At 64.4% G+C, this 20,182-nt stretch carries 18 protein-coding genes; 8 read left to right on the top strand and 10 right to left on the bottom strand.

The genetic code is table 11. The features are described from left to right. Positions 1-42 precede the first annotated feature (42 nt). From C8J33_RS08490 to moaB, 4 genes are all read left to right on the top strand, one after another. The gene (locus C8J33_RS08490; RefSeq protein ID WP_110799896.1) at positions 43-1,059 is read left to right on the top strand and encodes a polyprenyl synthetase family protein; all 1,017 of its coding nucleotides are present in this window, start codon (positions 43-45) and stop codon (positions 1,057-1,059) included. 247 nt (positions 1,060-1,306) lie between these two features. Next, complete coding sequence (locus C8J33_RS08495; protein WP_132663718.1) at positions 1,307-3,145, top strand: tetratricopeptide repeat protein; 1,839 nt, start codon at positions 1,307-1,309, stop codon at positions 3,143-3,145. A gap of 27 nt (positions 3,146-3,172) precedes the next feature. After that, a complete protein-coding gene (locus C8J33_RS08500) occupies positions 3,173-4,111 on the top strand; it encodes a 4-(cytidine 5'-diphospho)-2-C-methyl-D-erythritol kinase (RefSeq protein ID WP_132664505.1) in 939 nt (312 codons plus the stop codon). Between the two features lie 12 nt (positions 4,112-4,123). Continuing rightward, positions 4,124-4,660 carry a molybdenum cofactor biosynthesis protein B gene (gene moaB / locus C8J33_RS08505; protein WP_132663719.1) on the top strand — a complete coding sequence of 179 codons (537 nt, stop codon included), beginning with the start codon at positions 4,124-4,126 and terminating at the stop codon, positions 4,658-4,660. Positions 4,661-4,856: 196 nt separating this feature from the next. On the opposite strand, the gene C8J33_RS08510 is transcribed toward moaB, so the two are convergent. After that, a complete protein-coding gene (locus C8J33_RS08510; RefSeq protein ID WP_132663720.1) occupies positions 4,857-5,369 on the bottom strand; it encodes a glycosyl transferase in 513 nt (170 codons plus the stop codon). A 223-nt stretch (positions 5,370-5,592) separates the two neighbouring features. Here C8J33_RS08510 and C8J33_RS08515 point away from each other — a divergent pair, with 223 nt between their 5' ends. The 4 genes from C8J33_RS08515 to C8J33_RS08530 all read left to right on the top strand — a co-directional run bounded on the left by C8J33_RS08515 (position 5,593) and on the right by C8J33_RS08530 (position 10,142). Beyond that, positions 5,593-6,750, top strand: a complete 1,158-nt coding sequence (locus tag C8J33_RS08515; protein WP_132663721.1) for a PA0069 family radical SAM protein — start codon at positions 5,593-5,595, stop codon at positions 6,748-6,750. Between the two features lie 176 nt (positions 6,751-6,926). Continuing rightward, positions 6,927-7,622, top strand: a complete 696-nt coding sequence (locus C8J33_RS08520; RefSeq protein ID WP_132663722.1) for a ribonuclease HII — start codon at positions 6,927-6,929, stop codon at positions 7,620-7,622. A 175-nt stretch (positions 7,623-7,797) separates the two neighbouring features. Next, positions 7,798-9,243, top strand: coding sequence for a methyl-accepting chemotaxis protein (locus tag C8J33_RS08525; RefSeq protein WP_165929764.1), 1,446 nt, complete (start codon positions 7,798-7,800; stop codon positions 9,241-9,243). 284 nt (positions 9,244-9,527) lie between these two features. Continuing rightward, positions 9,528-10,142 carry a LysE family translocator gene (locus tag C8J33_RS08530; RefSeq protein ID WP_132663724.1) on the top strand — a complete coding sequence of 205 codons (615 nt, stop codon included), beginning with the start codon at positions 9,528-9,530 and terminating at the stop codon, positions 10,140-10,142. 401 nt (positions 10,143-10,543) lie between these two features. Here the strand turns inward: C8J33_RS08530 and C8J33_RS08540 are convergent, their stop codons facing one another. The 9 genes from C8J33_RS08540 to C8J33_RS08580 form a co-directional block, all read right to left on the bottom strand. Continuing rightward, the gene (locus tag C8J33_RS08540) at positions 10,544-11,035 is read right to left on the bottom strand and encodes a F0F1 ATP synthase subunit B (protein ID WP_110726765.1); all 492 of its coding nucleotides are present in this window, start codon (positions 11,033-11,035) and stop codon (positions 10,544-10,546) included. Between the two features lie 12 nt (positions 11,036-11,047). Then, positions 11,048-11,656, bottom strand: coding sequence for a F0F1 ATP synthase subunit B (locus C8J33_RS08545; RefSeq protein WP_132663725.1), 609 nt, complete (start codon positions 11,654-11,656; stop codon positions 11,048-11,050). 124 nt (positions 11,657-11,780) lie between these two features. Beyond that, positions 11,781-12,008: a F0F1 ATP synthase subunit C gene (locus tag C8J33_RS08550; protein WP_056332699.1), complete on the bottom strand. Its 228-nt coding sequence runs from the start codon at positions 12,006-12,008 to the stop codon at positions 11,781-11,783. A gap of 79 nt (positions 12,009-12,087) precedes the next feature. Beyond that, the gene (locus C8J33_RS08555; protein ID WP_280142397.1) at positions 12,088-12,849 is read right to left on the bottom strand and encodes a F0F1 ATP synthase subunit A; all 762 of its coding nucleotides are present in this window, start codon (positions 12,847-12,849) and stop codon (positions 12,088-12,090) included. A 58-nt stretch (positions 12,850-12,907) separates the two neighbouring features. Then, positions 12,908-13,303: an AtpZ/AtpI family protein gene (locus C8J33_RS08560; protein WP_132663726.1), complete on the bottom strand. Its 396-nt coding sequence runs from the start codon at positions 13,301-13,303 to the stop codon at positions 12,908-12,910. Between the two features lie 359 nt (positions 13,304-13,662). Continuing rightward, positions 13,663-14,772: a cell wall hydrolase gene (locus tag C8J33_RS08565; protein ID WP_245507146.1), complete on the bottom strand. Its 1,110-nt coding sequence runs from the start codon at positions 14,770-14,772 to the stop codon at positions 13,663-13,665. Positions 14,773-15,287: 515 nt separating this feature from the next. Then, on the bottom strand, positions 15,288-17,273 hold the full coding sequence (locus C8J33_RS08570) for a potassium transporter Kup (protein ID WP_132663728.1): 1,986 nt from the start codon (positions 17,271-17,273) through the stop codon (positions 15,288-15,290). Between the two features lie 18 nt (positions 17,274-17,291). Further along, positions 17,292-18,269 (bottom strand): magnesium transporter CorA family protein, encoded by a 978-nt coding sequence (locus C8J33_RS08575; protein ID WP_132446419.1) that lies wholly within the window; start codon positions 18,267-18,269, stop codon positions 17,292-17,294. Between the two features lie 377 nt (positions 18,270-18,646). Next, on the bottom strand, positions 18,647-19,849 hold the full coding sequence (locus C8J33_RS08580; protein ID WP_132663729.1) for an Mrp/NBP35 family ATP-binding protein: 1,203 nt from the start codon (positions 19,847-19,849) through the stop codon (positions 18,647-18,649). Positions 19,850-20,182: the final 333 nt, after the last annotated feature.

The raw sequence follows: 20,182 nt of genomic DNA on the forward strand, positions 1-20,182 counted from the left end.
TTTCTATTCTCAGAGGAGTAGCTTGAACAGGAGTGCTTCGCCTTGGGCGTCGTGATACCGCTGGAAGACGGCAAGAACAAACAGGCCTCGGTGCAGCCGCTGGTCGATCTGACCAAAGCCGACATGGAGCGGGTGAACCAGCTGATCCTGGCAAAGGCCGGGTCGGATGTCGAAATGATCCCCGAGGTCGCCAACCATTTGATCTCGTCAGGCGGCAAGCGGCTCCGGCCCATGCTGACGCTCGCCTCGGCCGCCATGTTCGATTTCAAGGGCGATGCGCATGTGAAGCTGGCGACCAGCGTCGAGTTCATGCACACGGCAACGCTGCTGCACGACGATGTGGTGGACGAGAGCGACCTGCGGCGCGGCAAGTCCACGGCACGGATGATCTGGGGCAACCAGGCGAGCGTGCTCGTCGGCGACTTCCTGCTCGGCCAGGCCTTCCGGATGATGGTCGAGGTCGGCTCGCTCGATGCGCTGGACGTTCTCTCCACTGCTGCATCGGTCATCGCCGAGGGCGAGGTGCTGCAGCTCTCCGTCGCCAAGAACATGGAAACGACGGAGGATGACTATCTCTCCGTCATCCGCGCGAAGACCGCAGCGCTGTTTGCGGCGGCGGCCGAAGTCGGCCCGATCGTCGCCAAGACCGATCGCTCCGCCCGCAACGCGCTGAAATCCTACGGCATGAATCTCGGCCTCGCCTTCCAGCTGGTCGACGACGTTCTCGACTATGGCGGCAAATCGGCCGATCTCGGCAAGAATGTCGGCGACGACTTTCGCGAGGGCAAGATCACCCTGCCGGTCATCCTGTCCTATCGCCGGGGAACGGCGGAGGAGCGCAGCTTCTGGAAGGACGCGATCGAGGGCGGCAATGCCACCGACGAGAACCTGGAACACGCCATGGGGCTCATCACGCGCTATGGCGGCCTGACCGACACGATCGCCCGCGCCCGGCATTACGGCATGATCGCACGCGATGCGCTGGCGCCCCTGCCCGCCTCGCCGTGGAAGGATGCGCTGCTGGAGGTTATCGACTTCTGCATCGACCGGGTGAACTGACGCCGGCTGCAGACCGTAGGGATCTGGATGGCAAAGGCAATTTTGTGAGGCTTTGCGCCAAAAAAGCCATTCTGTCTTGCCAAGCCTGCCGCAACCAAGGGTGATGCTTTTCGAGACTCGGCAAACCCGGGTTTACCGAGGGCAAACTCGGCTGGACGCAATTCCGGTTCTGCGCGGACTGCGTTATCACTACAGAACTGATTCCGGTTAGGCGCTTGCGCGGCGCATCCGAAACGAAAGGCTTGTCATGCGGCAAAAACATATTCTTCGGATGCTCACCAGCGTGGCGTTTCTGACGCTTGCCGGCATCGTTTCGGGCCCGGCCTTCGCGCAGGAGGCCAAGGCTCCGGTCGCCAAGGCCGAAGCGGAGACCGCTAAGCCCTTCGACGTCAATTCCGTCAACAGCTTCTCCGGCTCGTTCCTTGCGGCGCGCACCGCGGACGTCGATCACGATCTCGACACCGCGACCAAGCTCTACCGCACGGCGCTGGAGTTCGAGCCCGACAATGTCGAGGTCAAGCAGCGGCTGATGATCACCTCGCTGATGAACGGCGACTTCCCCGAGGGCGTGAAGATCGCGACGCAGCTGAAGGACGATGATTCCGTCGAGCGGATCACCACCGTCGTGCGCGGCGTCGATGCGATCCGCAAAAAGGAATTCCGCAACGCGGAAAAGATCCTGAAATATTCCGGGCCGAACGACCTGGACCGGATGATGAACGGCCTGCTGCTGGCCTGGGCGAAGGCCGGACAGGGCAAGCCCAAGGACGCCATCGCCATGATCCAGGAGATGAAGGGACCGGAATGGTTCGCCATCTTCAAGAACTACCAGCAGGGCGCCATCGCTCTGGCGGCCGGCGACAAGCAGACCGCGCGCACCAAGTTCAACGAGGCCGTGACCGACCGCAACGGCGGCGGCGCTGCCCCCGATACGTTCATCCGCTCGGTGATCGCGCTGGCGCGGCTGGAGGCGACGGACGGCAACAAGCAGAAGTCGCTCGACACGATTTCGCTCGGGCAGAGCTTCGTCAACAATTACGCGCCGCTCGACGCCCTTCGCAAGAGCATCGAGGATGGCAAGCCGCAGGAACAGCAGGTTCGCAATGCGAGCCAGGGTGCTGCCGCCGTGCTGTTCTCCGTGGGTGCCGCCCTCAACCGCGAGGGTGCGGAAGATATCGTCTCACTCTACCTGCAGACGGCGCGCGCGCTCGATCCCGACAGTGCCGACATCCTCGTGATGCTCGGCGGCATTGCCGAGACGCTGAAGAAGCCGGAGCGCGCCATCGCGCTCTACCAACAGGTGCCGCAGGGTTCGCCCATGCGCCGCCTGTCGGAAATGCAGCTGGGACTGGCGCTGGCCGAAGTCGGCAAGGTGGATGATGCCAAGAACCACCTGCGCGAGCTGATCGACCTCGATCCGAAGGACATCCGCAGCTATGTCGCCTATGGCAGCGTGCTTTCTGATGCCAAGGACTACAAGGAGATGGCCGTCACCTACGACAAGGCCATCGAGGTTCTCGGCCCCGTGCCGAAGCGCACCGACTGGTCGATCTACTTCCAGCGCGGCATCGCCTATGAACGGCTGAAGGAATGGGAAAAGGCCGAGCCGAGCTTCAAGAAGGCGCTGGAGCTGAACCCCGACCAGCCGCAGGTGCTGAACTATCTCGGCTATTCCTGGGTGGACAAGAACATGAACCTCGACGAGGGGCTGAACATGATCCGCCGCGCCGTCGAGCTGAAGCCGGATGACGGCTACATCGTCGATTCGCTCGGCTGGGCCTATTTCCGGCTGGGACAGTTCGACGAGGCCGTGGCCGAGCTCGAACGCGCCGCCGAGCTGATGGCCGGCGATCCCACAATCAACGACCATCTGGGCGATGCCTACTGGCGCGTCGGCCGCAAGCTCGAGGCCGTGTTCCAGTGGAACCAGACGCTGGAGCTGAAGCCCGAGGAAGACGAGATCCCGAAGATCAAGGCGAAGATCGAGAACGGTCTGCCGGCTCTGGAGACGAAGGTTCCCGCCGCAGCCGACGCCGAGGGCAAGCCGAAGCCACCGGAAGTGGCTGTGCCCGGCAAGAAGTCCTGATGCCGGCCCGTGCCTGACACCCTTGTCATGCCGGAGGTCTTGAGCGCACCTGCTCCGCTGGATCAGGGTGCTGACGTGCCGCTGGTGCTCTTGGCACCGGCGAAGATCAATCTCGCGCTGCATGTCGTCGGCCAGCGTGCCGACGGCCATCATTTGCTCGAAAGCCTCGTGACCTTTGCGGATGAAGGCGACAGGCTGTCGCTGGCTCTCTCCGAGACCGACAGCTTCACCGTCTCCGGCCCCTATGCAGGCGATGTGCCGGTGGGTGCCGATGGCGGGCATGCCAATCTCGTGCTGAAGGCACGCGATCTGCTGCGCACGCGGCTGACCATGCTCGGCCTGCCCTGCGGCCCGGTTGCCCTGCATCTGACGAAAAGCCTGCCCGTCGCCTCCGGCATCGGCGGCGGTTCCGCGGATGCCGCAGCGACCCTGACCGGGCTTCTGCACCTCTGGGCACCTTCACGTGACAACGATGTGGAAATCGACCTCGCCGCGCTCGGCCTCTCGCTCGGCGCGGACTTGCCGATGTGCCTGACCGGTCGGCCGCTGGTTGCGCGCGGCATCGGCGAGGCGATCACGCCGGTTATCGGCCTGCCGGCCTTTCCGGCCCTGCTGGTCAATCCCGGTGCTGCGGTCTCCACGCCCGCCGTGTTCCGCACGTTGACCGACAAGACCAACCCGCCGCTGACGCTTCCCGAGCGCCTCGCCTCGCCGGAGGACTGGATCGCGGCGATCGCCGCGACACGCAACGATCTGGAGCCGCCGGCGCTCTCGCTCGCGCCCGTCATCGGCGCAGCGCGGGCGGCGCTCGCCGAGGCCGGCGCGGCGCTTGCCCGCATGTCGGGCTCCGGCGCGACGTGCTTCGGGCTCTTCCTCGACGTCGCGGCGCGAGACCGGGCGGCGGCGCGCATCCGCGAGGCTCATCCCGACTGGTATCTTCTGCCCTGCAACACGCTGGGAAGCTAAGGACGAACGGCTATGACGATCGACACGACACGCACCTTCGTGCCCGTTTCCATCGCGGTGCTCACCGTTTCCGACACCCGCACACCGGAGACGGACAAATCCGGCGACACGCTGGTGGCGCGACTGACGGAGGCCGGCCATGGGCTGGCCGCTCGCGGCATCGTGCCCGACGACCGCGCCGCCATCGCCGGTCAGGTAACGGCCTGGAGCCTCGACCCCGAGATCGACGTCATCATCACCACCGGCGGCACAGGCTTTACCGGGCGCGACGTCACGCCGGAGGCGCTGGAGCCGTTGTTCGAGAAGAAAATGGACGGATTCTCCGCCATCTTCCATCGCATTTCGTATGAGAAGATCGGCACCTCGACCATCCAGTCGCGCGCGACCGGCGGCGTGCTCAACGCCACCTTCGTCTTCGTGCTGCCCGGCTCCCCCGGAGCCTGCCGTGATGCCTGGGACGGTATCCTTAGCCAACAGCTCGACCTGCGCCACCGGCCCTGCAATTTCGTGGAGATCATGCCGCGGCTGGACGAGCACCTGAAGCGGTGAGTGTGGGTGGATTTAGAAAGAAAGACCCTCTCTGCCCTGCCGGGCATCTCCCCCACAAGAGGGGGAGAAGATCCTGGGCTGGCGGCACAACCCTATAAAAGACGTCAGAGATACCCTGAGGGCGGGCCACGAGTCCTCTCCCCCCTTGTGGGGGAGATGCCCGGCAGGGCAGAGAGGGCCTTCCTTCTTCAAACCCTCACCGACCCGAAGCCCAAGCCGGCATAAGCTCGCTCGACAGGCGGTGCACGCTGCGACGGGACACGAAATCGGCGAGCGTCATACCCGCCCGCGTCATACCGGCGGCCTGCGTGCGCTTGATCAGAAACCCCTGTTCCAGAACCGGGCTGCGCAATGCGAGACGCGCCAGAAGGGACCGGCGGTGCCGGCGGGAGGCCGAGAAGCAGGCGGGGCCGCGGCCGATGGCCATGTGCTCGGCGATCTCATCCACCCAGCGCCCGAGCGGCCGAGCACCCGGCTCGATCAGAAGCAGCCATTCGCCGCGTACCGAGCGGATGACATCGGCCATCTCCCAACTGGTGAGGAACCGCGCGCCCGCGGCATCGGCCACGTGTCCGGAGGCATCCTGCGAACCGTGATCGAGGATGATCACGTCGCTGACGAGACCTTCCACAGCGCCGGCCACCAGCGCGGCCAGCGATTGCGCCAGCCTCGTCTCGCTATCGCGGGTTTCCATCAAGATCGTCAGCATGGCCGGTCGTACCGCATTGCACGCGGGAATGCCATAAAACCTGTGCGGAACGGAACAGTATCCCGTCATTCATGATGAATCCGGAGGCGTCGGCAATGCCGCCGTGAGATTGCCAGCGCATTTGTTCTTGCATTGTTCTCTTTTTATGGTTACGGCTAACGGAAGAGAGAACGACATGACGGTTCGGCGAAAACCGCACCGTCCATGTTCCCCGGAGTGTCCCATGAACGATCTGTCCCATGTGAGGCAGGGTGCATTTGCGCCCGGCAATCGGGCCGATGTGGCCGACGCACTGATGGTCGAAAGCGGCCTTCGCATCGAGGTGGACCGCCGTCGCGGCCGTGGCGCCGGGATCAACACCTCGGGAAGGTTCGAGCCTGTGACGCGCAGCACGGAGGATGACGGCTGGAACTCGCTGGAGGACCTGCCGCCGTTCAAGACCGAGGTGCAGGTGGAGAAGCCGCGCACGATCATCGCCCGCAACGATTCGCCCGATATTCCCTTCGACCGCTCGGTCAATCCCTATCGCGGCTGCGAGCATGGCTGCATCTACTGCTTCGCCCGGCCGACCCATGCCTATATGGGCCTGTCTGCCGGTCTCGATTTCGAGGCGCGGCTTTTTGCCAAGCCCGATGCGGCCAAGCTTCTGGAGCGCGAACTGGCCAAGCCCGGCTACAAGGTGAAGCCGATCGCCATCGGCACGAATACGGATCCTTACCAGCCGATCGAGAAGGAATGGCGGATCATGCGCCAGATCCTGGAGGTGCTGAAGGCGGCGGATCACCCGGTCATGATCGTCACGAAATCGGCGATGGTCCTGCGCGACATCGATATTCTCGCGCCGATGGCGGAGAAGGGGCTCGCCCGGGTCGGCCTTTCGGTGACGACGCTCGACCGCAAGCTGGCGCGGCTGATGGAACCGCGCGCCTCGACGCCGGAAAAGCGGCTTGATGCGATCCGCAAGCTGTCGGAGGCCGGCATTCCCACCAGCGTGCTGATGGCGCCCGTCATCCCGGCGCTGAACGACCACGAGATCGAGCGCGTGCTGGATTCCGCCAAGGCGGCCGGTGCGACGGAGGCGAGCTACGTCCTTTTGCGCCTGCCGCTGGAGGTCAGCCCCCTCTTCCGCGACTGGCTGCTGCAACATTATCCGGATCGCTATCGCCACGTCATGTCGCTCGTGCGCTCGATGCGCGATGGCAAGGACTACGATGCCGATTTCACCAAGCGGATGAAGGGTGCAGGACCCTATGCCTGGCAGATCGGCCGCCGCTTCGACCTTGCCGCCAAGCGGCTGGAGCTGAACACCAACCGGCGGGCGCTGAACTGCGATATCTTCGTTCCCCCGCTCGGGACAGGCGTGCAGCTTTCGCTGCTCTGAGGCCGTCATCTTCGTTCGGCACGTGCCGGACAGCAAATGGGATCGCATGTCCCTCGTACCATGCGATCGCTCGCGGCAGGTGTCTTCCGCAAAGCCACCTGCCCTCTGCCCCCCGGCGGCGCCGCATCCGCCTGGGGGTCTTGCGGGGAATCGGTCTCCCGTGCGAGTTTGCCGCCATGGCACGCCGCACCACGACCGATTCCCCGCTCCTCTTCGACATCCGCCTGAGCCCCGATTTCAGTCTGGAAGAGGCGGCACAGCGCGAGGGTCTGTGGCCGGTCGCCGGCACGGACGAGGCCGGTCGCGGTCCGCTGGCCGGCCCTGTGGTCGCCGCCGCCGTCATCCTTGACCCGCAGCGCATTCCCCAAGGATTGAACGACAGCAAGCAGCTGACGGCGCAGCGGCGGGAGGTGCTGTTTACCGAAATCCTCGCGAACGCCACCGTTTCCATCGCATCCTCCGGCGCCGGCCGCATCGACGGTACGGATATCCGCAAGGCGAGCCTCGACGCGATGCGCCGCGCGGTCTGCGGCCTTCACCGGCGGCCGGCTTTGGTGCTTGCGGACGGACGCGACGTGCCGCCGGGGCTGGCCTGCGAAGGCCGGGCGGTCGTCAAGGGCGATGCCCGCTCCCTCTCCATCGCCGCGGCCTCCATCGTCGCCAAGGTCGCGCGCGACCGGATGATGACCCGGGCGGACGGCGTCTTTCCCGGCTACGGCTTTGCCATGCATGCCGGCTACGCCACCGCGCATCACCGCAGCGCCATCATTCTCCACGGGCCCTGCCGGCTGCACCGCATGACGTTTCGACCGCTGCGGGTCGACGACGCCGAGATGGATGTCTTGGCGGCCGACATACCGTCGTTACGCTGAAGCCTGCCGGCACGCTGCGTCTGGATCTGCGTTCTATGCCGAGGTTCAACGATGCACGGCGGTTCGGCGGACTTACAGACTGTATCTTCATTTTTAGTAAATGCTTTTATACCATAATTCGCCTCATGAAATTGAGGGCCAGGGCGCCCTCGTCATATCCATGGGGGGGATCATCATGCGCATCGAGGACTATATCCAGACATGGCCGAGCCAGGACCAGGCACGCGGCGAGGCTATCCATGCCCGTGTATCCAAGCATCTGGATGCGGTTCTCCTGAACGTCTACAGGGGTATGGATGCGAACCTGACCGCCCTCCCGCCTGACGTTCTCAACCGCGAACGCCGTAAATTCCGTGCCATCGCCACCGGTAACTTCACGCCGGACTATTTCGCTGAACAAGCGGTCATCGCGCGGAACATCGCTCAGGTGTACACCTATCCCCAATATCTGCTCGGCTATGCGGACTATGCAGCGGGTCTCGTCAATGGCCTGCTGAAGGAAAGCAGCTGGAGCCGCGCAAAGCGCGACGAGGAGGTCGGTCTGCTGCTGCGGTCCATCTTCAACGATGTCACCGTGGCGCTTTTCCACTTCTTCAACGAGATGAACGAAAAGGCCGACGGCGAACGCGCGGCCTTCAACGCGGCACGCGAAGCCGAGGCGCGTCATGACGAGGAGATCGTCAACGAGATCGGCAAGGCCCTGCGGGCGCTGGAAAACTGCCGGCTCGATTACCGGATCGACGCCGATCTGCCGCAGAAGGCGCAGCAGATGAAGAGCAATTTCAACGAGGCGACGGAACGGCTGGCGACGGCCATGTCGATGATCCGCGACCTTTCCAACACGGTCGGCCACACGATGGAAGAGATCGCCTCTGCGACGAACAGCCTCTCCCAGCGCACCGAGCAGCAGGCCGCCGCCGTGGAGGAAACCTCCGCAGCGCTCGCCGAGATCAACCAGACCGTCCGGCGCACCGCCGAGGGCGCGGTGCGGGCAAAGCAGGTCGCATCCGAGGCACGGGCCGATGCCGCGCGATCCGGCGAGATCATGAGCCAGGCGGAAAGCGCCATGGCGGCGATCGCCCATAGTTCGGGCGAGATCAACCAGATCGTCTCGGTGATCGACGAGATCGCCTTTCAGACCAACCTCTTGGCGCTCAACGCGGGCGTCGAGGCGGCGCGCGCCGGCGAAGCCGGCAAGGGCTTTGCCGTCGTCGCCTCCGAAGTCCGGGCCCTCGCCCAGCGCTCGTCCGACGCATCCAAGCAGATCCGCAGCCTGATCGGCGCCAGTGCCGAGCAGGTGACGAAGGGTGTAGGTCTCGTCAACAGCACCGGCGAGGTTCTCAAGGCCATCGTGGCGAAGGTGTCCGACATCGACAGCCTGATCACCGGCATCTCGGCCTCCGCCGGCGAGCAGTCCGCAGCGCTCGGCGAAGTCACCTCCGCCGTCGGGCAGATGGACAAGGTCATCCAGCAGAACGCCGCCATGGTGGAGGAATCGAGCGCCGCGACCGAAGGCCTGCGCGACCGCGTCCGCGAACTCGCCCAGTTGGTCGACGCCTTCGACCTTGGTGCACCGGCCGCGCAACACCGTCCGCAGCAGGCCCGCCGCCGCGCCGCCTGAGCCTGATCAAGGCTATGTCATTGAACGAGAGCCTCGTGTGTCCGTGAGGGCCCGCGGGGCTCTGCGTTTGGCTACCACTTCTTTCGGTCCCGTAGCCTTTCCACCTGAAGAGCCGCGGAGGTGCACCCCCTGCACAGGGCAAAGGCCGTCTTCGCCGCGCATCGCGTCAGCCGTCCCTTTAAGACGCTCTTAGCAGAGAGGATAACCTGCCACTGGCATCGCGGCAAAAGAGAGAATACGCTCGGCTCCAATGGCGGCCACCTTGCCCGCCGGAGGAGATCGACATGGATGCCGTGACGCTTCTTGCTTTCGCTCTGACCTTCTTCGTCTTCGCCGCGAGCCCCGGGCCGGACAATATGACGATCGTGTTGCGCACGATCTCGCATGGCCCCGCCTCGGGCCTTGCCTATGGCGGCGGCACGGTCTTCGGCATTCTCGTCTTCCTGTCGCTCGCCGGCTTCGGTCTTTCCGTCCTTGCCACGGAGATGGGAACGCTGATGACGGTGCTGCGGTTCGCGGGTGTCGCCTATCTCGTCTGGATGGGCATCCGGCTCTGGACGGCGCCGCCTGTGCTTCCGGAGATGCAGTCGATCTCCGAGCGGGGCAGCCTCCTCGGCGTCTTCTGCACCGGCATCGCGCTCAACCTCGGTAACCCGAAAATGCCGCTCTTCACCATCGCGCTTCTGCCGAACGTCGTCGGCACGACGTTTACGATCACGATGCTTCTCGAACTCGCTACGATCATTCTCGCTGTCGAGGCCGTCGTGATCGGCGGGCATGTGCTGCTCGCCGTCCGGGCACGCCGCCTGCTGCGCACCACCAAGGCCATCCGCCGCATCAACCGCGCCGCCGGCGGGTTGATGATCGGCACTGCCATGGGGATTATTGCGACACGGTGATGGTTGTGGATGGTGGTGTGGGTTCGGCGTCGGTATGCGGCTCTCGCCCCTCATCCGGCTGCCGCCACCTTCTCCCCGCGCGCGGGGCGAAGGGACTCGTGGCGCCGGGCTACTTCTCTCGAAAGCGTCGAGCAGGGCACGTCCGCTCTCCCCGCAGGCGGGGAGAGGGTTAGGGTGAGGGGCAGCCTCGACGCGAGGCCTTGCCGGCCGGGCAGACGATCTACGCGAGAACAGGCAGAGAACCGGTCGGATACATTGTCCTCATCCTCATTTCCGTCGCGCCCCAAACGAAAAAGGCCGGCACGATGGCCAGCCTTTTGATCGTTTCAATGCGACTTACCGGATGTCCGCTCGCCTTGCGGCGTATCCGATATTCGGGGGGCTTCGGTGCCGGTAACGCCTCAGTTGAGGCGCGTCTTGACCTCGTTGACCGAACTGGCGAAGAGGGCCTGCTGGGTCGAGGCATCGGCCTTGGCGGTAATGACGCGTTCGGCTGCGGCGATGGCGATGTCGACGGCTGTGGCGCGGACGGCGTTGATGGCGTCGGTTTCGGCCTGGCGGATTTTCTGTTCCGACAGCGTGGTGCGGCGGGCGACGAATTCTTCCGTCTTCAGCTTGGCATCGGCGGTGAGAGCTTCGGCTTCGCGCTCGGCGGCGGCCACGATGTGGGCGGCTTCCGCTTCGGCTTCCTTACGCTTCTGCTGGTATTCCACGAGCAGAGCCTGGGCTTCTTCCCGCAAACGCTTGGCTTCGGCCAGCTCGTTGCGGATGCGCGTCGCGCGCTCGTCGAGCTGCTTGCCCATCATGCCGGGTACCTTGAGGTACACGATGAGAGCGAGGAAAAGAACGAGGCCGACGGTGGCCCAGAATGTCGCCAGAGAGGTCAAATCCATCTGTCTTCTCCCTTACTCTGCCGCAGCCTTGACGGCGGATGCGATTTCGGTGCGCGGCACATCGCGGCCGAGCAGCTGCTCGACGATGGCGGACGCGGTTTCCTCGGCGATGGCGCCGACATCGGCCAGCGCGCTGGCCTTGATCTCGGCGATGTGGCTTTCGGCAGCGACGATCTTGTCGTTCAGAGCAGCCTCGATGGCAGCGCGGTCGGCAGCGGCCTTCACCTTGGCAGCCTCACGGGCGCTGGCGGCGATGGCGTTGCCCTTGGCGCGGGCGGCGGCCAGCTCCTGCTCGTAGGACGCGATGGCAGCGTCGGCTTCGGCCTTGGAGCGCGAGGCGGCGTCGAGATCGCGGGCGATGGCATCATGGCGCTCGCCGAGGATAGCGGCGATCCGCGGCATGATCACCTTCTGCATCAGCAGATAGAACAGGCCGAACGTAATCGCCAGCCACAGGAGCTGCGATGCGAATGTCGATTGGTCGAAAGGCGGAAACACGCCGGAGCCGTGGGCGCCTTCTGATGCGACACCGGTCTCGGTGTGCACGTCGCCAGGCGCGGCATGGGGTGTCTCGCCCTCGGGAGGTGTGGTTGACTGGGCATAGGCCGCGGTCACGAACATGCTCATCTCCAGGGGCAACTCAAAAGGCCACGCTCATATCCCCCTCGATACGCGAGAAAGAATGGCGGCACTGTAAAAGGATGACGGGCCGCGATAGTGTCGCGGCCCGGCGAGCTCGACCGTCTTAGACGGCGAACAGGAGGAGCAGAGCTACGAGCAGCGAGAAGATGCCCAGAGCTTCCGTAACGGCGAAGCCGAATACGAGGCGGCCGAACTGGCTGTCGGCTGCCGACGGGTTGCGAAGTGCGCCCGAAAGGTAGCTGCCGAAGATGTTGCCGAGGCCGAGAGCCGTGCCGGCCATGCCGAGGCATGCCAGACCCGCGCCGATGTACTTTGCTGCTTCCGCTTCCATGTTGATCTCCTTGAGAAGGGTTGTTGCGGCTTTTCTTGGCAGGCGCGACGGTGGTTTGCCGGCCTGCGTGACTTATTCCTCAGTGACCGCCCGGATGGACCGCGTCGTTCAGGTACATGCAGGTGAGTACCGCGAAGACGTAGGCCTGAAGGAAGGCGACGAGGAATTCGAGACCCGTGAGCGCCACGGTCATGATGAGAGGCAGGATGGCGCCGCCGATGCCGAGCGCACCCATGGTGCCGAGCGATGCGACGAAGCCTGCAAAGACCTTCAGCGTGATGTGTCCGGCCAGCATGTTGGCGAAGAGACGGACCGACAGGCTGATGGGGCGCGACAGGAACGAGATGATTTCGATGGCGACGACCAGCGGCAGCAGGATGCCGGGAACGCCGGAGGGCACGAAGACCTTCAGGAAGCCGAAGCCGTGCTTGTAGAAACCGTAGACCAGCACCGTGCCGATGACGAAGAGCGCCAGCGCGAAGGTGACGATGATCTGACTGGTGATGGTGAAGAAGTACGGCACCATGCCGAGCAGGTTTGCCGTCAGGATGAACATGAACAGCGAGAAGACCATCGGGAAGAAGTGCATGCCGTGGCTGCCGGCGCCTTCGCGCAGCATCGAGGCGATGAATTCGTAGGAGAGTTCCGACACCGACTGCATGCGGCCAGGAACGACCGAGCGTGGCGTGGTGGTGAAATAGAGGAAGCCGATCGCCACGACCAGCGTCGCGACCATGAACAGGGATGCGTTGGTGAAGGAGAGATTCAGGCCGCCGATATGGATCGGCACGATCTCGTTGATCATAAACTGGTGGGTCGGATCTACCTTATCGCCTGCCACTGTCGTTCTCTTTCGCTCTCAGCCGCTTGAAGCGGTTGTTTCCCGTTGCCGCACCCTGTCAGGCGCCGCCATCCTTGTTGTCGTCGCCGACGCTGCCCTGTCCCCGACCCAAACCTCCGGGGGCAGTGCGATCGGCCGGATGGGGCGAAGCCACCATGCCTGCAGATCGCATGACGTTCAGCACGCCGGCACAAAAGCCGAGGAGGAGAAGCACGATCATCCCCCAGGGCGCTGTACCCGCAAAAGTATCCAGAAGATAGCCCAGAAGCGCCCCGACAATGACGGCCGCCACGAATTCGCTCGAAAGCTTTATCGCGACTTGGTAGCCCTTGCGGTTGCTGGCAGCCCTCGCCTCATCCGCCGCGTCGCGGCTTTCATTGCCGAGCCGTTCCGACAGTTGAGCATCGAGGCGTTTGCGCCGTTCCTCCAGACCTTCGTTCCGGTCGTCCGTCATGTGGCCCCTCCCCCGCATCTCCGCCGCCCGTGATAAACCATGGGAGCGGCCACACAAAGGCCCGATTTGAAGCCACTCTGGCCCGTTTGAAGTCGGCCGCACCATAGTTTTGGCGCCGCGCATAGTCAAGGCGAAGACACGCCTTGGTGGACGACAATATTCGACTGACAAATCAACGAGTTGTGATCGAAAATCCCGCGTCTGGCGGAATCTGTCCCCAGCTGTTGCGGGGAATGGCCGTCTGCCGACGGGCCGTCAGGAGACCGCCGGGGCAGACGCGCCGTTCTCAAGCCCGATTCCGGGCGATGCGGCGTGGTGGGCGATTCTCAGGCCCTGTGCTCGGCAGACCCTGGGCGCGGTCAGCTCCAGCCGCCGCCATAGGTGCGGTAGAAGATGTGCTTGCCGATCTGCGTCACCCGCTTCATCGTCGGACCCCAGTCGGGGCGGACATAGGTCGCGTGGTAATGCGTGGCGGAGCCGACTTCGGGCAGCCAGATCTTGCCGGCGGTGACGGCCAGCGCGATTTCCTGGGCCGTCTGCCAATGGGCTGGCGACCAGACGATGTCGGGGATGCGGTCGCAGGCAAACGAGAACTGGCAGCGATTGTAAAGCGCCTTGTTCTGGTAGACGACGCCGCAGATGGAGCCGGGATAGGACGGGTTGCGGACGCGGTTGAGGATGACCTGCGCGACAGCGGCCTGTCCCTTCACCGATTCTCCCCGCGATTCGAAATAGATGCCGGCCGTCAGGCATTTCTGCTCGGCTTCGCTGAAGGCGTCGGCCGGCAGCGGATTGGCGGCCCAGGCGTGATCCTCAGGCGAGATATCGGGGATGAAGCGTCCGCTGGCCGTGTCGTCCTTCAGGATCGAGTCGAAAGGCGATTCGCGGGCGTAATCGGGTGCTGCGGGGGCGTAGGCGGTCGCGAGAATATCGGCGCGGTTGTTGGTAACGAGGCTCGCGATCATCGGCGACATGGTGTCGTCGCGCTTCGGCGGCGCCTTCTTGTAAAAGGCCATGGCGATCTCGATTTCCTGGCCGCGGATCTTCGGCCGGGCGAAAACCATGCGCTCCTGTGTGTCGAACAGCGGCTGCGTCAGCGCGCTGGTGCGCTGCAGGATGGAACCGGCCGAGAAATCCTTCGGCGGCGTGACCGGCGCGACGGTGACGATGCGGCCCTTCTTGTCCTTGCGGTTGACGCGCTCCTCGTCGGTGCGCGGATCGGACTGCTTGTCGGCGGAGGCGAGCGAAACCTTGCCCCCATCCGGCAGCGTCATGCCGGCGCCATCACCCAGCGCCACGGTGGTGATCGGATCGTTGAAGACCATCTCCGCCTCGTGGATCGATCCTGCCGGCGACGCGGTCATATGCATCCGCCACCGCTCGCCGCCCCGGTTGATACCGGAGATGAACGTTGCGAGATCGGCATGGGCCGAGACGCTGGGGAAGCCGACGAAGAGGCCGAGGGCGATGAGGAGTGGCGTGGACCAGCGCCGGGAAGGGCTTGGCGAAGCGGATGCTGGGGAAGCAAATACCGGGGACCGGCCCTTGGAACGAACTCTCTGACGCACCGGCAACTCCACGCCCACTCTGGCAACGCACACGCGCAAGACCGCCTGCCCGGTCGAGCGGATCGGCCGGAACGCGTTTTTTCCGCGAACATCCAACGAAATTGCAGGTTTGGCGCGATTCATCCGAAGCGTTGCCGCGTGCCTGCTCTAGGGATGACAATGAAGCATTAACCTTAATGCGGGGTAAATGCAGAGTGACGGATGGGGGTAGCCGAAGAGGAGAAAAGGAAGAAAGACCCTCTCTGGCTTGCCAGCCATCTCCCCCACAAGGGGGGAGAAGACCCGGGGCGGGCTGCTCGCTCCGACCGCAAACCTTGAAGACTCGAGCTGAGGGCGTCCCGCGAGTCCTCTCCCCCCTTGTGGGGGAGATGGCCGGCAGGCCAGAGAGGGTCTTTCTTCTTCCCTTCCACAAAACCTCAAATAATCACATGCGACCCCAGTTCCACCACCCGGTTCGTCGGCAGGCGGAAGTAATCCGAGGGGTCGATGGCGGCGTTGGCCATGGCGATGAAGAGGCGGTCCTGCCATTCGGGCATGCCGGACTGGGCGTCGGGCACGAGCTTGCGACGGCCGAGGTAGAAGGAGGTCGACATGATGTCGAACTTCAGGCCGCTCTTGCGGAAGAGGCCGAGGGTCTGGGATACGTTTTGCGTTTCCATGAAGCCGAAGCGCATTTCGAGCAGGGTGAAACGGTCCGAGAGTTTTGTCGCGCTGACGCGGTGTTCCTTGGAGACGACGGGCGTGTTCGTGGTGCGGATGGTCAGGATGAAGTTCTGCGCGTGCAGGACGTGGTTGTGCTTGATGTTGTGCAAGAGGGCGGCGGGGGCGGATTCCGGGTCGCTCGTCAGGAAGATCGCGGTGCCCGGCACTTCCACGGGCGCATGCTCGCTCTTGCGCTCGATCGACTTGATGAACGCGGCGAGCGGAATGTTGGTGTGGTGCGTCTTGTCCTGCAGGATCTTGGTGCCGCGCCGCCAGGTCCACATGACCAGCACGAAGCTGGCGGCGATCATGACGGGGACGTAGCCGCCATCGTGAATTTTCAGGAGGTTCGCACCGAGAAAGACCGATTCGAGCGCCAGAAGCGGCATCAGCAGGCCGATGGCGAGCGCGAGCGGCCAGCGCCAGCGCATGCGGACGAACTGGAAGGCGAGCAGCGTATCCACAACCATCGCGCCGGTGACCGAGATGCCGTAGGCGGTGGCGAGCGATTCCGACGAGCCGAAGATGAAGACCAGGGCCATGACGCCGAACATCAGGATGATGTTGACGTTGGGCACGTAGATCTGCCCGGTATTGGTTTCCGACGTGTGGAGGATCGCCATGCGCGGCATGAAGCCGAGGTTGATGGCCTGTCGGGTGAGCGAGAAGGCGCCGGTGATGACGGCCTGGGCGGCGATGATGGTGGCGGCGGTCGCGAGGATGACGATCGGCAGCAGCGCCCATTCCGGGAACATCAGATAGAAGGGATCGGACATCGCCTCCGGGTGCTTCAGCACCATGGCGCCCTGCCCCAGATAGTTCAGCGCCAGCGCCGGGAAGACGAGGCACATCCAAGCGCCCTGGATCGGCCGGCGGCCGAAATGGCCGAGATCGGCGTAGAGCGCCTCGGCACCGGTGACGGTGAGGAAGACGGCGCCGAGCACGACGATGCCGACGAAGCCCGCATGGATGAGGAAGCGCACGGCGTGATAGGGATTGAACGCGGCGAGGATGCCGTAATCGTCGTGGATATGGCTGAAACCGATGACGGCGAGGACGATGAACCAGACCAGCATGATCGGCCCGAAAAACTTCGAGACGGCTTCCGTGCCGCGCGACTGGACCGCAAAGAGCGCCAGCAGAATGACGACGGAGATGGGCACAACGTAATCGCTGAAGGACGGCGCGACGAGCTTCAGGCCTTCGACGGCCGAGAGCACGGAGAGCGCCGGGGCGATGATCGCATCGCCCATGAAGAGCGCGGCGCCGGCGATGCCCATAAAGAAGAGATAGGCGGATTGCCCGCGCGTGAACTTCATGAGAAGCGCCAGCAGGGACAGCGTGCCGCCCTCCCCGTTATTGTCGGCGCGGAGCAGGAAGATGACGTATTTCAGCGTGACGATAATGGTCAGCGTCCAGATCATCAGCGAGACCAGGCCGATGATCTCCCCGCGCGTCACGCCATCCACTGCCACCGGGCGCAGGGCCTCGCGAAAGGCATAGAGCGGGCTCGTGCCGATATCGCCGTAGACGACGCCGATCGAGCCGATGGCGAGGCCGAGATAGCCCTTCTTGCCGCCATGCGCCTGATCGTGACCATGCCCATGGCCCTGTCCATGACCTTGGAATTGCCCCGACGCCTGCCCGCTACCGGCCGCCGTTCCCAAGCTCTCGGGAGCCTTGATATCCTTGTGCGCCATGAGAGATGATCCGGCTCGTCAGAGCCAGCCTTTCCAGCGGAAGATATAGAACGGGACGATGGCCGAGACCACCATGGCGATGAGCGCCATCGGATAGCCGTAGGTCCAGTGAAGTTCCGGCATGATCTCGAAGTTCATGCCGTAGAGCGAGGCGACCAGCGTCGGCGGCAGGAAGACCACCGAAGCGATGGAGAAGATCTTGATGATCGCGTTCTGCTCGACGCTGATGAGGCCGAGCGAGGCATCGAGCAGGAAGGTGATGTTGCCGAAGATGAAGGAGGCGTGCTCCGTCAGCGACTGCACGTCGCGGCTGACGGTGCGGCAAAGCTCCTTGGCTTCGCGCGTCTCCTGCAAGGCTGGCACCGTATAGAGGAAGGTCAGCACGCGGGAGAGCGAGGCGAGGCTGTCACGCGTCTTGGCCACCAGCCGGTGATGCGAGGCGACATCGAGCAGCCGGGCTTCCAGATAATGCGGCGGGCGACGCTTGTTCTGGGTGCGATCGCCGAAGACCTGCTGGGACAGATTGTCGAGGCTGGCGACGGCGTGCTCCAGGATCTCGGCCGTGCGGTCGGAGATGGTCTCGAACAGGCGGGCGAGCATCATCGCGCCGTTGGAGCAGCCGCCGACGATGCGCGGCAGGCCGGCGCGGAAAAGATCGAACGCTTTGGGCTCGTCGTAGCGCACGGTGATGAGCTTGCCACGCGCCAGCACGAAGGCGACGTCGGTGATGTCGGGATGGCCGCTATCGGCGCGACAGACGAGCGAGGCCGTCATGAACACGGCATCCGGCGTCGTGTACATGCGGCTCGACGGCTCGATGTCCTTGAGGTCGTCGCGGGTGGGAATCTCGATCTGGAGAAAGCGCTCGATCAGATGGTCCTCGGCACGATCCGGGCGCAGCATGTCGATCCAGACGATATCCTCGGGCATGGCGGCCGCCGGCGCGGCGGCATCGATGACCATCGCCTCGCCTCGGGCGTCATAGACAGTGATCATGGTGTGAACCTCGTGCCGCGGGCCGTGGTGACGCAGGGTCACGGGCGCATGCGGATCTATCCCTGGGAGTGAACGGCGAAAGGAACGGCTGAACTGTAAACCCTGACGAGCGGACCTGCGATGGCCGGACACGAGACCCCGGGATTGCGGCTGAAACCTGCGTCTCGAGGACGCGCCAACCGCAAGGGGGTCGCGACCGACCGACGTGCGGACAGGCATATGACGCAAGGCCCTTCCAAAATCAACCGTCATCCGGTCCCCGCGCCATCCTTTAGCCACAGGACTTAACAGCCGTGGCTGAGGGAAAGTCAATCGGCATCGGTGCGGGACCTATGCGGGATCGGCGGATGTCCTGCGAAGATGGCGGTGGTCGTCGCCTAGTCGAAGACGATCGACGGCATCTCGCGGGAGGTGTCCGCCTTGGCGGCCGCGACCTGCTCCCAGACCTTGGTGGCGATGTCGCGATAGACGGCGGCGACCGGGCCGTCCGGCTCCAGTGCGACCAGCGGCGTTCCCGCGTCCGACGTTTCGCGGATGGCGATGGTCAGGGGGACTTCGCCGAGGAAGGGCACGCCGATGCGCTCCGCCTCGTTGCGGGCGCCGCCATGGCCGAAGATGTCGTAGCGGGCGCCGGTATCGGGGGCGATAAAGTAGCTCATGTTCTCGACGATGCCGAGCACGGGCACCTCGACCTTGCGGAACATGGCCAGCCCCTTGCGCGCATCGATCAGCGCGAGGTCCTGCGGCGTCGAGACGATGACGGCGCCGGCGAGCGGCACCTGCTGCGCCATCGTCAGCTGCGCGTCGCCGGTGCCGGGCGGCATGTCGACCACGAGCACGTCGAGCTCGCCCCAGGCGACTTCGCGCAGCATCTGCAGCAGCGCCGACTGGATCATCGGGCCGCGCCAGATCATCGCGACCTCCTCGTCCACCAGAAAGCCCATCGACATGACCTTGAGGCCGTAATTCTCCATCGGCTTGATCATCTTGCCGCCGATCTGCTCCGGCCGGCCGGAGATCTTCAGGAGCCGCGGCATGGAGGGGCCGTAGATATCCGCGTCGAGGATGCCGACCTTCAAACCGTTTGCATGGAGCGCGAGCGCGAGATTGGCCGAGGTGGTGGACTTGCCGACGCCGCCCTTGCCCGAGGCGACCGCAATGATGGCGCCGACGCCGGGAATACCGGCCTTGACGGCCCCGCGCGGTGCGGGATGGGCGTGTGCGGGGGCTGCCGGACCGGGTGCTCGCGAGGGTGTTCGGCCGGCCGGACCACCGGGAACGGGCGGAGCGGCTGGACGCGAGGCGGGTGTGCCGGCCTTGCGGTCGGCGGTCAGGGCGACCATCGCGCCCTTGACGCCGGGGATGTCCTTGACGACGCGTTCGGCCGCAGCGCGTAAGGGATCGAGTTCACGGGCGCGCTCGGCCGGCACGGTGATCGAGAAATAGACCTTGGCATCCGAGATGAACACATCGGAGACGAGGCCGAGATCGACGATATTGCCTTCCAGCTCCGGGCCGCGCACCGCCCTCAGGGCGTCGAGCACCCTCTCCTTGCTTACGTCGGCGTGATCAGCGGCCATACTCGTTTTCCCTACGCGACGACGCGCGAGCCGCGCATCTCCTGGCAGGTAGATAATCGAGCCGGGCCACTTCGCCAATGGAACGATGGGAAAAGATGTCGGAACCCAAGACCCTCGGCACTCGACGCTCGACGCTTGAGAATGACAAAGGCCGCCTTCTGCTTCCGCGTCCGTTCATCCGGGATCACGTGAGCAAAAGACGGCCTTGTTCGCGACCTTCTGGGGCGCAGTTTTTATAGAGTGGTCCCCTCTGGACCTTGCGTGGAGAGATGCAGGAAGCGTGCCAGTTGGAGAATCCTTGCGTCTTCGGGGTCGTTCGCCCAACAGTTGTTG

Source organism: Rhizobium sp. PP-CC-3G-465, from assembly GCF_004343445.1.
GTDB lineage: Bacteria > Pseudomonadota > Alphaproteobacteria > Rhizobiales > Rhizobiaceae > Ferranicluibacter > Ferranicluibacter rubi.

Bases quoted from the DNA above. Each gene is read 5' to 3' on its own strand.
- C8J33_RS08525 (WP_165929764.1), top strand. From the start codon at position 7,798: ATGCGCATCGAGGACTATATCCAGACATGGCCGAGCCAGGACCAGGCA.
- C8J33_RS08575 (WP_132446419.1), bottom strand. From the start codon at position 18,269: ATGATCACTGTCTATGACGCCCGAGGCGAGGCGATGGTCATCGATGCC.
- C8J33_RS08570 (WP_132663728.1), bottom strand. From the start codon at position 17,273: ATGGCGCACAAGGATATCAAGGCTCCCGAGAGCTTGGGAACGGCGGCC.
- C8J33_RS08495 (WP_132663718.1), top strand. From the start codon at position 1,307: ATGCGGCAAAAACATATTCTTCGGATGCTCACCAGCGTGGCGTTTCTG.
- C8J33_RS08500 (WP_132664505.1), top strand. From the start codon at position 3,173: ATGCCGGAGGTCTTGAGCGCACCTGCTCCGCTGGATCAGGGTGCTGAC.
- C8J33_RS08515 (WP_132663721.1), top strand. From the start codon at position 5,593: ATGAACGATCTGTCCCATGTGAGGCAGGGTGCATTTGCGCCCGGCAAT.
- C8J33_RS08520 (WP_132663722.1), top strand. From the start codon at position 6,927: ATGGCACGCCGCACCACGACCGATTCCCCGCTCCTCTTCGACATCCGC.
- moaB (WP_132663719.1), top strand. From the start codon at position 4,124: ATGACGATCGACACGACACGCACCTTCGTGCCCGTTTCCATCGCGGTG.
- C8J33_RS08530 (WP_132663724.1), top strand. From the start codon at position 9,528: ATGGATGCCGTGACGCTTCTTGCTTTCGCTCTGACCTTCTTCGTCTTC.
- C8J33_RS08560 (WP_132663726.1), bottom strand. From the start codon at position 13,303: ATGACGGACGACCGGAACGAAGGTCTGGAGGAACGGCGCAAACGCCTC.
- C8J33_RS08540 (WP_110726765.1), bottom strand. From the start codon at position 11,035: ATGGATTTGACCTCTCTGGCGACATTCTGGGCCACCGTCGGCCTCGTT.
- C8J33_RS08550 (WP_056332699.1), bottom strand. From the start codon at position 12,008: ATGGAAGCGGAAGCAGCAAAGTACATCGGCGCGGGTCTGGCATGCCTC.
- C8J33_RS08545 (WP_132663725.1), bottom strand. From the start codon at position 11,656: ATGTTCGTGACCGCGGCCTATGCCCAGTCAACCACACCTCCCGAGGGC.
- C8J33_RS08580 (WP_132663729.1), bottom strand. From the start codon at position 19,849: ATGGCCGCTGATCACGCCGACGTAAGCAAGGAGAGGGTGCTCGACGCC.
- C8J33_RS08510 (WP_132663720.1), bottom strand. From the start codon at position 5,369: ATGCTGACGATCTTGATGGAAACCCGCGATAGCGAGACGAGGCTGGCG.